A 13,039-nucleotide genomic window follows, 5' to 3' on the forward strand; every position below is an offset into this window, starting at 1 on the left:
ATTTGACAAAAAGTAAAAAGACAAAAATACATAAAAAGGTAGATGGTCAGCTTTTTCAGATGAATAAAACATTTAGTAATCTCAAGATGAAACAGAAGGATAAGATTACAGGCTGGGTGTTTGATGAATACAAAAGATATGTTACAGAGCATGATAAAGCACCTGATTTACTGGCAGATGAACAGATTGTTGAAGCTGTACTTGATAAGATAAATGAGGCACAAATCTGGATACCTGATGGAGAGATATACGATTATTATCGAAGAAAGAAGCCACAACTTCAAAAGAGGCTAGATAATGAAAAGGTGATTAAGTTTAAATCCTATGTCAGTTTTTATAAGAGCATTGTTGATCAGGACAGGGCATCCGTTGTTATATGCAATCTCAAGCATGAGATTATCTACATGAATCCGGCAGCTGTTATCAGCTATGCAAAGCGAGGTGGCGATAAACTTATTGGAAGAAGTCTGTTAGATTGTCATAATCCGGAATCCAGAGATAAAATACAGCAGGTAGTGGAATGGTTTGCAGCAAATGAAAGCCATAATATCGTCTATACTTTTCATAATGAGAAACAGAATAAAGATGTTTACATGGTGGCACTCAGAGATGAGGGTAAGCTGATAGGATATTATGAGAAACATGAATATCGAAATGTAGAAACTATGAAACTATACGATTTGTGGTGATGATATGACTAAGGATGAATGGTACAGGCAGTTATTTGAGCGACTGGATAATTCCAAGTTCAGAAGCAGTTTCCATCTGAAGCAGAAAGATATTGATTACATAAATGAAAAAGGTCTTGATACAATAAGACAACATGCAAAGGATTTTATAGCAAAGAGAGAAGCTCCGGCATATATAGCAAATGATGGCAAGCAGACACCTATGCGTGGACATCCAGTATTTATTGCTCAGCACGCAACAGCAACATGCTGCAGGGAGTGCATCCGAAAGTGGCATAAAATGCAACCCGGCAAGGAATTGAGTCAGGTGCAGCAGGATTATCTTGTAGATGTAATTATGACATGGATTCAAAAAGAAATGGGGAGGCAGGAACATAAATCATGAGTTTAAAAAATGTATTGATTATTGTTGATAACATTGACGAATCAATTGATTTTTATGAAGAATTGTTTGGATTGCGTGTGATTACAAGGATGGAAGGTAATGTGATAATGTCTGAGGGGCTTGTGTTGCAGGATGTAGATGTATGGTATGATAGTACAAAAATACATACAACTCCACATAACAATATGACGGAACTTTATTTTGAAGATAATGATATAGAAGGTATTATTGAAAAACTGGAGTCTGGCAAGTATGTTGTAAGTTATGTTACGGAATTAACGGAACTTGAAGGTGGACAGAAACTTGTAAGATTCTATGATCCGTCAGGAAATCTTATAGAAGTACGCACACCAGTTAATTACAACTGAAGAAAGTGGATTTGAGGAAAATGCAGATATTTGTAGATGCAGATGCGTGTCCAGTAGTGGACATTGTAGAGACAATAGCAGAGAAATACAACATTTCAGCCACCTTGTTATGTGATACGAATCATATTTTGTATTCTGATTACAGCGAGGTGATTGTAGTAGGTGCAGGAGCAGATGCAGTAGATTATAAACTGATCAGCATTTGCCATAAAGGGGATGTGGTAGTATCGCAGGATTATGGCGTCGCTGCTATGGCACTTGGGAAGGGTGCATATGCTATTCACCAATCCGGCAAGTGGTATACGAATGAGAACATAGATCAGATGCTTATGGAGCGGCATCTTAACAAGAAGGCAAGACGCAGCTCTCACAAGAATCATATGAAAGGACCGAGAAAGCGTACAGAAGAAGATGACGTACGCTTTGCACAGTCCTTTGAAAAACTTATACTGATGGCAAGATCAAAAGAAGGTGCTCAGAGTGGGAATATTTAAGAAAAAGACAGTTACAAAGACATATGATAAGGGAAATAAGAAACCAGTAATCAAGGCGAGCATTTGTAATGGTGAGCAGGTTGCAGGCTTTAAGGACCTTCATACAGGGAAGATAGAAGAGGTTATGTTGATTAAGAATCAAGCAGATCTTGATGTATTCAAGAAAATGTATGGAATAGATGGAGAGATAGAGAAGGAATACTGATATGAATATACAGATATTTGGAACGAAGAAATGCAATGATACTAAGAAGGCGGAGCGTTTTTTCAAGGAGCGGGGCATAAAGTATCAGTTCATTGATATGAAAGAAAAAGGTATGAGCAAAGGAGAATTTAATTCGGTAGCTCAGGCAAATGGTGGATTAGAAAATATGGTTAACTGGGATGGCAAGGACAAGGATTTACTTGCTCTTATTAAGTATATCGCAGATGAAGATAAGCTCGAAAAGGTACTTGAGAATCCACAAGTAATTAAAATACCAGTAGTAAGAAACGGAAAGCAATCAACACTTGGTTATCAGCCGGATATTTGGAAAGGATGGAACTAAATGTACTTAATTAAGACTTTAATGGGAGATATAACAAAAGTAACAGATGTGCAGGCAATTGTGAATGCAGCAAACAACTCTCTTCTTGGCGGAGGTGGTGTAGATGGTGCAATTCACAGAGCAGCAGGACCGGAGCTTCTGGCGGAGTGCAGGACACTTCACGGATGTGAGACTGGAGAAGCAAAGATAACAAAAGCCTATAATCTGCCATGTGATTATGTGATACATACTGTAGGACCGATGTAGGACGGATTTTGCGGACATTCAAAATAAAAAAGAATGTGGAGGTAACAGACAATGGCAAAATCATTATTTGAGGAACTGGGCGGCAAATACGAAAGGCAAGGGGATTATTTGATACCGTGCTTAACTGTACCCGCCGAAGAAGAACAGGCAATAGGCATCTGGGGGCAACGGCATTTAGATTATCTAAAACAGTACCGTAAAGTTACATACACCAATCTTCTTACAAGCGGCAGGCTAAACGCCTACCTTGCCGACATCAACAGACAGGCACAGGAACGCTTTGAAAGGCTCATAGAGGGTATGAAACAGGCACAGGGCATAACGGAACAGCTAAAGGCAGAAAACGCCTTAGAATGGACAGGATGCCTCAATAACATAAGGGCTTGTGCGAGGGAGATTGTGGAAAAGGAAATTATTTTTGCATAAACAGATGATTAGTGGCAGGGGGAAATCCTGCCGCTTTTTCTGCTTTAGTTTGTCAGCTTGACAAATAAAGGGTTAAGGAATATAATTAGATTCAGTATTATACAAGGAGTTAATAAATATGCGGCAAGGTATTCTTAAATAAACTGTCAATTTGATAGTGGGAACAAAAAGTAGCAGTCCCGTTTCACTTTTAATATGGGGCTTAGTTTTTTGTACCCAGTTTAAGAATACTTTTATCATGTAATTTTATATGCCCGAAAACATATAAGTGTTTTGGGGCTATTGGAGTTATTTACCCAGTGATAGGAGTATTTATCACTGGGTATTTTTATGCCCTTTTTTGGGTGTTGATAGGAGGAAAATCACATGAAAATAATTAACTTAGGCATTCTGGCTCACGTTGACGCAGGAAAGACAACATTAACGGAAAGTTTATTGTATACCAGTGGTGCAATTGCAGAACTAGGGAGCGTAGATGAAGGCACAACAAGGACAGATACAATGAATTTGGAGCGTCAAAGGGGAATCACTATCCAGACAGCAGTGACATCTTTTCAGTGGGAGGATGTAAAAGTCAACATTATAGATACGCCAGGCCATATGGATTTTTTGGCGGAAGTATACCGTTCTTTATCCGTATTAGACGGAGCAGTATTATTAGTTTCTGCAAAGGATGGCATACAGGCACAGACCCGTATACTGTTTCATGCACTACAGACAATGAAGATTCCGACAATCTTTTTCATCAATAAAATTGACCAAGAGGGGATTGATTTGCCAATGGTATATCGGGAAATGAAAGCAAAGCTTTCTTCGGAAATTATAGTGAAGCAAAAGGTTGGGCAGCATCCCCATATAAATGTAACGGACAATGACGATATGGAACAGTGGGATGCGGTAATTATGGGAAACGATGAACTATTAGAGAAATATATGTCAGGGAAACCGTTTAAAATGTCAGAACTGGAACAGGAAGAAAACAGGAGATTCCAAAACGGAACGTTATTTCCCGTTTATCACGGAAGCGCTAAAAACAATCTGGGGATTCGGCAGCTTATAGAAGTGATTGCCAGTAAATTTTATTCATCAACGCCTGAAGGTCAATCTGAATTATGCGGGCAGGTTTTTAAGATTGAATATTCAGAGAAAAGGCGGCGTTTTGTTTATGTGCGTATATATAGCGGAACATTGCATTTGAGGGATGTTATTAGAATATCTGAAAAAGAGAAAATAAAAATCACAGAGATGTGTGTTCCGACAAACGGTGAATTATATCCATCCGATACAGCCTGCTCTGGTGATATTGTAATTTTACCAAATGATGTTTTGCAGCTAAACAGTATTTTGGGGAACGAAATGCTGTTGCCGCAGAGAAAATTTATTGAAAATCCTCTCCCTATGCTCCAAACAACGATTGCAGTAAAGAAACCTGAACAGCGGGAAATATTGCTTGGGGCACTTACAGAAATTTCAGATGGCGACCCTCTTTTAAAATATTATGTGGATACTACAACGCATGAGATTATACTTTCTTTTTTGGGGAATGTGCAGATGGAAGTCATTTGTGCCATCCTTGAGGAAAAATATCATGTGGAGGCAGAAATAAAAGAGCCTACTGTTATATATATGGAAAGACCGCTTAGAAAAGCAGAATATACCATCCACATAGAAGTCCCGCCAAATCCTTTCTGGGCTTCTGTCGGGTTGTCCATAGAGCCGCTCCCTATTGGAAGCGGAGTGCAGTATGAAAGCAGAGTTTCACTTGGATATTTAAATCAATCGTTCCAAAATGCGGTTATGGAGGGGGTTCTTTATGGCTGCGAGCAGGGGCTGTATGGATGGAAAGTGACAGACTGTAAAATCTGTTTTGAATATGGATTGTATTATAGTCCTGTAAGTACCCCCGCAGACTTTCGGCTGCTTTCCCCTATCGTATTGGAGCAGGCTTTAAAAAAAGCAGGGACAGAACTATTAGAGCCATATCTCCACTTTGAAATTTATGCACCGCAGGAATATCTCTCACGGGCGTATCATGATGCTCCAAGGTATTGTGCAGATATTGTAAGTACTCAGATAAAGAATGACGAGGTCATTCTGAAAGGAGAAATCCCTGCTAGATGTATTCAAGAATACAGGAACGATTTAACTTATTTCACAAATGGGCAGGGAGTCTGCTTGACAGAGTTAAAAGGATACCAGCCAGCTATTGGTAAATTTATTTGCCAACCCCGCCGCCCGAATAGCCGTATAGATAAGGTTCGGCATATGTTCCACAAGTTAGCTTAACAGCTTGCAAAAGTCATATAAAATGAGATTTGAAAGGATTAGAGACTAATTATGATGAAATGCGAATGGATATTGTGTCCTGTTTGTGGGAGCAAAACCCGTAATAAAATTAGGAAGGACACTGTTTTGGAGAATTATCCCCTTTATTGTCCAAAATGCAGACAAGAAAGATTGATTAAAGTTGACAACTTGAAGATAACTGTCATCAAAGAGCCAGACGCTTAAGACGCAGAGCCGATGAAATTGTGGAACAATTCACGAATCATCGGCTCTTTTTGTTTCGTATTTGAAAGAACAAACTCACCAAATAAAAAAAACGATATTCGGGTGGGTTATTTTGTTATACCCTAAATTACCCTCTGAATTTGTTTTTAAATTTGGAGGGATTTTTTTATGTCCTTTTTTCGGGCAGTTATCTATCTGCTCATACGAAGCAAGGTTGACTTGTATATTCCACCAAAGAGAGGTGATCTGCAGTGAAGATAAAGAGAAATATGATTGTGTGGGCTGAATTAAAAAGTGGACTCAGGCATATACAAGCTGGAAGGAGACCATGTATTGTAATAAGCTGCGACAAAGCAAACGGAAAATCACCTGTATACACAGTTGTTCCGGGGACAACTAAGTTGAAAAAGGATTATATTCCAGTACATTTCAATATTGAGCCTTCAGAAATTAGAGGATTTTTAAGACATACAACAATGTTTTTACCGGAGCAGCTGGTCACAATTAATGAGGAACAGATAATACAGACTGCCGGGATGATTGTCAGCACAGATGCAATAAAGAGGGTTGATGCGATGTTGATCAGGCAGCTGCAGATTGGAGAATATGATGGATGATGAAAATGAATTAGAGAATCAGAGTATAGATATTCCTATATGGAAGCGATATTTGCTTTCTGTAACTGAAGCGGCACAGTTTTATCACATTGGTGAAAAGAGGCTTAGACAAATTGTAGATATCCATCCAAATGGGGAGTTTTATCTGTTAGTAGGAAACAAAGTTTTATTTAAGAAAGAGCAATTTGAGCAATTTCTGGCAGAGTCAACTGCAATTTAATATGTAAAGTAGTAGAAAAGGGGGCACAAATGTGGTACAATAACCATGCTAGGGCTCTCTTTTTTGAAAGGAGACAAAGCTATGAGTGAGAAAAGACGAGATAATCGCAATAGAATTCTTCACGAAGGAGAGTACCAGAGAGCAGATGGACGTTATCGTTTTAGATATGTAGATATTCATGGAAATGAAGGAAATTTATATAGTTGGCGTTTGGACCATAATGATCCAATACCTAAAGGAAAGAAAATGGAGCTTTCTTTAAGAGAAAAGGAAAAACAGCTGGAACAGGATATGTTTAATGGACTTGTTCCAGGAGGTGGAGGGCTTACAGTTCTTGAATTAGTGGAGAAATATGTGAGCCTTAAAATAGGGGTCAGACAGAGTACTTATGCTGGTTATAAGACGGTAATTAATCTGCTGAAAAAAGATGATTTTGGCAAAAAAAGAATCGACAAAGTGAAATTATCGGATGCGAAAGCCTGGTTGATCAAGCTTCAGAGGGTAGATGGAAAAGGTTATAGTTCAATTCATACTATCCGTGGTGTATTAAGACCGGCATTTCAGATGGCGGAAGAAGATGACTTGATTCGCAAAAATCCATTTGGATTTGAATTAGTCAATGTGATTGTGAATGATAGTGTGAGAAGAGAAGCTGTCACAAGAAAGCAGGAGCGGGAATTTCTAAGATTCATAAAAGAGGATGCGCATTTTTGCAAGTACTATGATGCAATATTTATCCTCTTTAACACAGGACTTCGTATATCAGAGTTCTGTGGACTTACAAAATCAGATTTGGATTTTAAAAACAAAAGAATACGGGTAAATCATCAATTACAGAGAACAAGTCAGATGCAGTATATCATTGAAAAGCCTAAGACAGAAAGTGGCGAGAGATATGTTCCAATGTCTGATGAGGTGGTGGCTTGTTTCAAGAGAATACTTAAGGACAGGGTCAATCCCAAAGTTGAACCGATGGTTGATGGAATGACAGGATTTTTATTCCTTGATAAGAATGATATGCCTATGGTGGCATTACATTGGGAAAAGTATTTCCAGCATATTCGGGAAAAGTACAATAGCATATATAAGGTTCAGATGCCGCCAATCACACCGCATGTGTGTCGTCATACATTTTGTTCTAATATGGCTAAGTCGGGAATGAATCCGAAGATGCTTCAATATATTATGGGACACTCGGATATCAGTGTTACGATGAATACCTATACTCATGTTAAATTTCAGGATGCACAGGAAGATTTTCAAAAAGCAATCAATTCATAATGACCTGATGAAAATGAGAGAAAAATGGCTGAATGCCAGTATTTATCTTAATCCCCAATTTCTTACCTGTCGATACCCAATGGCAGATTTGCCTTTGGTACAGACTTGAAATTTACCAAAGTTTTTACCAAAATTGATGACAAAAATATGCAAAGATATGCCAAAATATGCCAGAATAAGTGAAAAATGAAGAAAGGTAAAAAGGCTTGAAAAGCCCGAAAATACTGGAAATATGAGAAAAATCAAGATTTTATTTATTTGCCACGGCAACATCTGCCGTTCACCAATGGCAGAATTTATTATGAAGGAGCAGCTCCGCAAGTTGGGGCTGGAAGAAGAGTTTTATGTGGCTTCTGCCGCAACGAGTTCGGAGGAGATCTGGGATGGCGTAGGCAATCCGGTGTATCCACCGGCGCGGGCTGAGCTTGCGAAGCATGGCATTAGCTGTGGGCAAAAGCGGGCAGTGCAGCTTGTGAAGGAAGATTATGAGAAATACGACTATCTGATCGGTATGGAACAGATGAATATCCGTAATATGATGCGGATTCTGGGCTCCGACCCGGATCATAAAGTATACCGGCTGCTGGATTTTACGGATGAGCCGGGCGATATTGCGGATCCATGGTACAGCGGGAAATTTGGGCTGACCTATGACCAGATCGACAAAGGCGTTTCCTATCTGATCGGAGAGCTGCAGCAGAAGCTGTGGGATGTCTAATGGTAAAATCTGACATAAAACAGGGCAAAATTGGCTTAAAATCTGCCAATATACCATCTGTTCAAAAGGAATACTTTATGCTATTATTGCTTCGTATGGCGATTGTGCCGGGTATTGAATGGAGTAATATTGTATGGAAATGTTAATAGATGTGATTTTGGATACTTTGCTCGATGCAGCAAAGTTATTTCCGTTTTTACTGCTGACTTATATTGCGATGGAGCTTTTGGAGCATCATGCAGGCGATAAGTCAGTGGCATGGCTGAAAAAGTCAGGAAAGCTGGGACCGGTGATCGGCGCGGTAACGGGACTGTTCCCACAATGTGGATTTTCAGCGGCAGCTTCCAATTTGTTTGCAGGCCGGGTCATTTCGATGGGTACGCTGATCGCGGTTTATTTATCAACATCGGATGAAATGCTTCCGATCCTGATTTCAGAAAAAGTACCGGTGCATGTGATTCTGTCCATTTTGGGAGCAAAGCTCATTACAGGTATTGTGGCAGGTATTTTGATTGATACGATCGCACACTGGCTCAAGAAAGACAAAGATAAAGACTATCACATTCATGAGCTTTGTGAACATGAGCATTGTCACTGTGAAGAGGGCGTGCTTCGGTCAGCGCTCCGTCACAGTCTGCAGATCCTGTTATTTATCATCATTATCACATTTGTGATCAATTATTTTATGGCATATATCGGGCAGGCAGGTATTGAATATGTGACGATCGGGGAATCCTATGGCGTGATCCTGCTTGCATCACTGCTGGGACTGATCCCAAACTGTGCGGTTTCTGTCGCACTGACACAGCTTTATCTTGGCGGAATGCTGGGGGAAGGAGCACTTCTGGCAGGGCTTCTGGTCGGTGCAGGTGTTGGTATTTTGATCCTGCTGCGTGTCAATAAGCGTCCGTTAGAAAATGTGAAGGTGATCGGACTTTTGTGGGCGATCGGATTTTTGGTAGGATGTCTTGTAAAAGCACTTGGTATTAGTTTTTAAGAAAGAAAATAAAGAAAAAGATAGCGCGATGCATTTTTGCATCGCGCTTTTTGCTGTCATACATCTGTGATTTCAAGTATACAGTCACAGCTATCTGCACAAACTAAAGTATCTATGGAATGGAAAGAAGGCAGAAAAGGTGACAGATGTCTATGTGGTACTGAAGGAAAGTGTGCAGGTGAAAGCAGAGATTGTCCGCGTGGACGATGTGGCACAAATTTATACCCGGAAAGATGCATTAAAAGCAAGACTGAAAGAAGTGTTTGTCTATCAGTTACGGCAAAAGAAAAAGAGCCGGGGAAAGCAGCGGGAAGTGATCGGAGCACTTTATGTACTGGAATGCATCGAAAAGGCTTGCCCGGACTGTTGTGTACATCTGCTGGGAGAAACGGATTGTCTGGTGGAATGGGTGCAGGAAGAAAAAGCACCGAAGTGGCACAGGATCTGGCAGGCACTTAAAATTGTCTTTGTGGCACTTTTATGTTTTGCGGGCGGTGCGTTTTCCATCATGGCATTTCACAATGATATTTCCATTACAGATCTGTTCAGGCAGCTATATGAGCTTGTCATGGGGGAGAAATCCTCCGGCTGTACGATGCTGGAGCTGGCTTATTCCATCGGGCTAATGGTTGGCATTATCCTTTTTTACAATCATATCGGAAAACGGCGGATCACACAGGATCCGACACCGATTGAAGTATCTATGCGCAGTTACGAAAAGGATCTGACAGAAGCGATGACTTCTGCCTGGGGACGGGAGGAGAAAACGATTGACGTGGATTAAGGAAGTTTTGCTCGTTCTGTTTGGACTGGCAGGCGGCGGTGTTGTGGCAGGCGGTGTTTTTACGGTATTTACGGCAGTCGGGCTGATCCCGCGGTTTGCGGAGCGGACTGACAGTGCAAATCATATTCTGCTGTATGAAAATATGCTGATTCTGGGCACTTTGGCAGGACTAATTACAACCGTGTATTATGATGCTATAGCTGCACCGGTACAGAACAGTATCGCATATGGAAAAGTTAGCCTTGGCTTATTTTTGACAATTTTGCAATACTGCATTTTGATCTTATACGGATTCTTCACGGGAAATTATGTTGGTTGTCTGGCGCTATCCATTGCTGAGATAGCGGATGCACTGCCTATTATGGCGAGACGGTTTTCCATGAAAAGAGGAATCGGGATCGCACTTTTGGCTCTGGCAGCAGGCAAGCTGGCAGGTTCTTTGTATTATTATTTTCACGCATTGTTTGAAACTGCCTAGAAGCGCACATACTACAAAGGAACAAGATCACAAAACAGGAAAATACAGATGGAAAACAGATGTAAAAATAAGCAGAAGAGCAGGAAAGGAGAGAAAACAATGGATCATAATTCACAGATCAGAAATGTGTATACGGCTGCGGGCATGCAGGAAAACCGGAAGCTGGAAGCAGATACGAACGGCACAACAGCGGAGGAAGCGGAAGGCAGTGCTTATCCGGAAAAAACGGCAGATGAAAAAAAGGAACAGGAAAAGCAGGCATATCAGGAGTATATGAAGGAGATCACGCCGGAGAAAAATCTGGCTTTGCAGATGCTGAAAGCCTTTCTGACAGGCGGCGTGATCTGCATCATCGGGCAGGTGATCTTAAATTATTGTCAGTCACTTGGTATGGAGAAGGACATCGCAGGTAGCTGGTGTTCCCTTTTGTTGATCCTGCTCAGCGTTTTGCTGACGGGCTTTAGTGTGTATCAGGTAATTGCTGCGTGGGGCGGTGCAGGAGCACTTGTTCCGATCACAGGATTTGCCAATTCCGTGGCAGCACCTGCCATTGAATATAAGGCAGAAGGTCAGGTTTACGGAATTGGGGTTAAGATCTTTTCCATTGCAGGACCAGTCATTTTATACGGTGTCTTTACAAGTGGGGTTCTGGGCTTCTTCTACTGGATTGGGAAGCTGCTTGGCTGGGTATAAAAAATGCGTTGCAGAAATGGCATAGAGGAAAGACAGAGAAAAAGGAAGGTGTAGGATGAAAAAAGCGATTTTTGAAATGGGCGAGAGCAGTGTGAAGCTGCCAATGCCTGTTTATATTGTGAATGGGGCGTCGATCGCCGGAACAAAAGAAGGTCAGGGACCGCTGGGGAACTGCATCGATCATGTGCTGACAGACGACCAGTTTGGAACGGATAGCTGGGAAGCAGCGGAATGTAAGCTGCAGAAAGAAGCGGTAGCGATCCTGCTGAAAAAGACAGAAGTTTCAGAGAAGGAGATCCGTTATCTGTTTGCGGGAGATCTGCTCGGACAGTCCATGGCAAGCTCCTTTGGACTGGCTTCCTATGAGATTCCGTATTTCGGTGTGTACGGTGCCTGCTCGACCTGTGGGGAAAGCCTGAGCCTTGGTGCAATGACGATTGGGGGTGGGTTTGCCACGCAGGTTGTCTGTGTGACGTCCAGTCATTTTGCAAGTGCAGAAAAAGAGTTCCGTTTCCCCTTGGAATATGGCGGACAAAGACCAAAATCTTCTACCTGGACAGTAACGGGAAGCGGCGCTTTTCTGCTGGCAACCGATGTAAGTGATCCAATGGCACAGATCACAGGGATCACGACCGGAAAAGTCGTGGACATGGGTGTCAAAGACAGCATGAACATGGGATGTGCCATGGCACCTGCGGCGGCGGATCTGATCTGGCAGCATCTGCAGGATTTTGACCGGAAGCCGGAAGATTACGACCGGATCATCACAGGAGATCTGGGCGAAGTGGGAAGTCAGGCGCTGATCGATCTTTTGCGGGAGAAGGATGTTGACATTGCGGGCAATCATATGGACTGCGGAACGACGTTGTTTGACACAAATGAGCAGGATGTGGGATCCGGCGGCTCCGGCTGTGGCTGCAGTGCGGTAACACTGGCTTCTTATATTCTGCCAAAGCTGCAGAGCGGGGAGTGGAAACGGGTATTGTTTGCACCGACGGGAGCACTTTTGAGCAAGACGAGCTTTAACGAAGGCAATTCCGTTCCGGGCATTTCGCACGGTCTGGTGCTGGAACACGTATAAGATCGTGCATAAAAGGCTGAAAGATATAGAACCGCATGAAAAAAGAAGAGCGCAAGCTCTTCTTTTTTGCAGATACAAAAAGTCCGTTTTCATCCAGCAATATATTATGCTGCATCGTCTACGGTTCCGATCTTCATATACATGGAAATTAAGTAGAGACCGCAAAGACCAACGATTGCATAGATGATACGGGATAACCAGCTCATGCTGCCAAAGAGTGCTGCAACAAGGTTCCAGTCGAAAAAGCCGATCAGTCCCCAGTTGACTGCACCGATAATGACAAGCGTTAAAGCAATATAGTCTAAAGCTTTCATGGATAGCACCTCCTTTTTCTATAGTCTTTCCCAAAACGCGCTTTCTATACGGGTGGATTTATGATATAATATAATGAGCACATAGAAAAACAAGCAGTTGCGAAGCAACTATTTGTTTTTCAGTGGTCGTTAACGAGCAAACTGCCTGCGAAGCAGGCGATAGAGCAACGTAGTTGCGGGTTTGCGAGT

General features: G+C 41.7%; 19 protein-coding genes and 1 pseudogene. 19 read left to right on the forward strand and 1 reads right to left on the reverse strand.

Annotated elements, in window-relative coordinates; all coding sequences use genetic code 11:
• Positions 1–2: 2 nt before the first annotated feature.
• The 19 genes and pseudogenes from KQI22_RS06110 to KQI22_RS06200 all read left to right on the forward strand — a co-directional run bounded on the left by KQI22_RS06110 (position 3) and on the right by KQI22_RS06200 (position 12,536).
• Entirely contained in the window at positions 3–689 is a 687-nt protein-coding gene (locus KQI22_RS06110; RefSeq protein WP_118489335.1) for a PAS domain-containing protein, read from the forward strand.
• 4 nt (positions 690–693) lie between these two features.
• Entirely contained in the window at positions 694–1,074 is a 381-nt protein-coding gene (locus KQI22_RS06115) for a DUF4186 domain-containing protein (RefSeq protein ID WP_118489336.1), read from the forward strand.
• Positions 1,071–1,442 (forward strand): VOC family protein, encoded by a 372-nt coding sequence (locus tag KQI22_RS06120; protein ID WP_118489337.1) that lies wholly within the window; start codon positions 1,071–1,073, stop codon positions 1,440–1,442. Before KQI22_RS06115 ends, KQI22_RS06120 begins: the two co-directional genes overlap by 4 nt.
• A gap of 20 nt (positions 1,443–1,462) precedes the next feature.
• Positions 1,463–1,936 (forward strand): YaiI/YqxD family protein, encoded by a 474-nt coding sequence (locus tag KQI22_RS06125; protein WP_118489338.1) that lies wholly within the window; start codon positions 1,463–1,465, stop codon positions 1,934–1,936.
• The gene (locus tag KQI22_RS06130) at positions 1,923–2,141 is read left to right on the forward strand and encodes an aspartate dehydrogenase (protein WP_118489339.1); all 219 of its coding nucleotides are present in this window, start codon (positions 1,923–1,925) and stop codon (positions 2,139–2,141) included. The genes KQI22_RS06125 and KQI22_RS06130 overlap by 14 nt, the downstream gene beginning before the upstream one ends.
• A 1-nt stretch (position 2,142) precedes the next feature.
• Positions 2,143–2,484 carry an arsenate reductase family protein gene (locus tag KQI22_RS06135; protein WP_118489340.1) on the forward strand — a complete coding sequence of 114 codons (342 nt, stop codon included), beginning with the start codon at positions 2,143–2,145 and terminating at the stop codon, positions 2,482–2,484.
• Positions 2,485–2,727, forward strand: a pseudogene (locus KQI22_RS06140) (macro domain-containing protein); the annotation flags it as partial.
• 54 nt (positions 2,728–2,781) lie between these two features.
• Entirely contained in the window at positions 2,782–3,156 is a 375-nt protein-coding gene (locus KQI22_RS06145; protein ID WP_001129922.1) for a TnpV protein, read from the forward strand.
• 366 nt (positions 3,157–3,522) lie between these two features.
• On the forward strand, positions 3,523–5,442 hold the full coding sequence (gene tet(O), locus KQI22_RS06150; protein WP_117477955.1) for a tetracycline resistance ribosomal protection protein Tet(O): 1,920 nt from the start codon (positions 3,523–3,525) through the stop codon (positions 5,440–5,442).
• 54 nt (positions 5,443–5,496) lie between these two features.
• Positions 5,497–5,667, forward strand: a complete 171-nt coding sequence (locus KQI22_RS06155; protein ID WP_004614788.1) for a cysteine-rich KTR domain-containing protein — start codon at positions 5,497–5,499, stop codon at positions 5,665–5,667.
• A 251-nt stretch (positions 5,668–5,918) separates the two neighbouring features.
• Entirely contained in the window at positions 5,919–6,284 is a 366-nt protein-coding gene (locus KQI22_RS06160) for a type II toxin-antitoxin system PemK/MazF family toxin (protein WP_118488595.1), read from the forward strand.
• Positions 6,277–6,504, forward strand: a complete 228-nt coding sequence (locus KQI22_RS06165) for an excisionase (protein ID WP_015517010.1) — start codon at positions 6,277–6,279, stop codon at positions 6,502–6,504. Before KQI22_RS06160 ends, KQI22_RS06165 begins: the two co-directional genes overlap by 8 nt.
• Before the next feature lie 81 nt (positions 6,505–6,585).
• A complete protein-coding gene (locus tag KQI22_RS06170; RefSeq protein WP_117918736.1) occupies positions 6,586–7,785 on the forward strand; it encodes a site-specific integrase in 1,200 nt (399 codons plus the stop codon).
• A 232-nt stretch (positions 7,786–8,017) separates the two neighbouring features.
• Positions 8,018–8,503, forward strand: coding sequence for a low molecular weight protein-tyrosine-phosphatase (locus KQI22_RS06175; RefSeq protein WP_216551241.1), 486 nt, complete (start codon positions 8,018–8,020; stop codon positions 8,501–8,503).
• Between the two features lie 133 nt (positions 8,504–8,636).
• Positions 8,637–9,500 carry a putative manganese transporter gene (locus tag KQI22_RS06180; RefSeq protein WP_305854759.1) on the forward strand — a complete coding sequence of 288 codons (864 nt, stop codon included), beginning with the start codon at positions 8,637–8,639 and terminating at the stop codon, positions 9,498–9,500.
• Positions 9,501–9,639: 139 nt separating this feature from the next.
• Positions 9,640–10,284, forward strand: a complete 645-nt coding sequence (locus tag KQI22_RS06185) for a stage V sporulation protein AA (protein ID WP_216551242.1) — start codon at positions 9,640–9,642, stop codon at positions 10,282–10,284.
• On the forward strand, positions 10,271–10,762 hold the full coding sequence (locus KQI22_RS06190; RefSeq protein WP_216551243.1) for a stage V sporulation protein AB: 492 nt from the start codon (positions 10,271–10,273) through the stop codon (positions 10,760–10,762). Before KQI22_RS06185 ends, KQI22_RS06190 begins: the two co-directional genes overlap by 14 nt.
• Before the next feature lie 273 nt (positions 10,763–11,035).
• The gene (locus tag KQI22_RS06195) at positions 11,036–11,455 is read left to right on the forward strand and encodes a SpoVA/SpoVAEb family sporulation membrane protein (RefSeq protein ID WP_253293544.1); all 420 of its coding nucleotides are present in this window, start codon (positions 11,036–11,038) and stop codon (positions 11,453–11,455) included.
• Between the two features lie 55 nt (positions 11,456–11,510).
• Positions 11,511–12,536: a stage V sporulation protein AD gene (locus KQI22_RS06200; RefSeq protein WP_216551244.1), complete on the forward strand. Its 1,026-nt coding sequence runs from the start codon at positions 11,511–11,513 to the stop codon at positions 12,534–12,536.
• A 104-nt stretch (positions 12,537–12,640) separates the two neighbouring features.
• On the opposite strand, the gene KQI22_RS06205 is transcribed toward KQI22_RS06200, so the two are convergent.
• Positions 12,641–12,850 (reverse strand): DUF378 domain-containing protein, encoded by a 210-nt coding sequence (locus tag KQI22_RS06205; protein WP_216551245.1) that lies wholly within the window; start codon positions 12,848–12,850, stop codon positions 12,641–12,643.
• Positions 12,851–13,039: the final 189 nt, after the last annotated feature.

Origin of the sequence: Kineothrix sp. MSJ-39 (genome assembly GCF_018917935.1) — a bacterium.
Lineage (GTDB): Bacteria > Bacillota > Clostridia > Lachnospirales > Lachnospiraceae > CAG-194.

Bases quoted from the DNA above. Each gene is read 5' to 3' on its own strand.
- KQI22_RS06115 (WP_118489336.1), top strand. From the start codon at position 694: ATGACTAAGGATGAATGGTACAGGCAGTTATTTGAGCGACTGGATAAT.
- KQI22_RS06120 (WP_118489337.1), top strand. From the start codon at position 1,071: ATGAGTTTAAAAAATGTATTGATTATTGTTGATAACATTGACGAATCA.
- KQI22_RS06125 (WP_118489338.1), top strand. From the start codon at position 1,463: ATGCAGATATTTGTAGATGCAGATGCGTGTCCAGTAGTGGACATTGTA.
- KQI22_RS06135 (WP_118489340.1), top strand. From the start codon at position 2,143: ATGAATATACAGATATTTGGAACGAAGAAATGCAATGATACTAAGAAG.
- KQI22_RS06145 (WP_001129922.1), top strand. From the start codon at position 2,782: ATGGCAAAATCATTATTTGAGGAACTGGGCGGCAAATACGAAAGGCAA.
- KQI22_RS06155 (WP_004614788.1), top strand. From the start codon at position 5,497: ATGAAATGCGAATGGATATTGTGTCCTGTTTGTGGGAGCAAAACCCGT.
- KQI22_RS06165 (WP_015517010.1), top strand. From the start codon at position 6,277: ATGGATGATGAAAATGAATTAGAGAATCAGAGTATAGATATTCCTATA.
- KQI22_RS06170 (WP_117918736.1), top strand. From the start codon at position 6,586: ATGAGTGAGAAAAGACGAGATAATCGCAATAGAATTCTTCACGAAGGA.
- KQI22_RS06175 (WP_216551241.1), top strand. From the start codon at position 8,018: ATGAGAAAAATCAAGATTTTATTTATTTGCCACGGCAACATCTGCCGT.
- KQI22_RS06180 (WP_305854759.1), top strand. From the start codon at position 8,637: ATGGAAATGTTAATAGATGTGATTTTGGATACTTTGCTCGATGCAGCA.
- KQI22_RS06195 (WP_253293544.1), top strand. From the start codon at position 11,036: ATGAAGGAGATCACGCCGGAGAAAAATCTGGCTTTGCAGATGCTGAAA.
- KQI22_RS06200 (WP_216551244.1), top strand. From the start codon at position 11,511: ATGAAAAAAGCGATTTTTGAAATGGGCGAGAGCAGTGTGAAGCTGCCA.
- KQI22_RS06205 (WP_216551245.1), bottom strand. From the start codon at position 12,850: ATGAAAGCTTTAGACTATATTGCTTTAACGCTTGTCATTATCGGTGCA.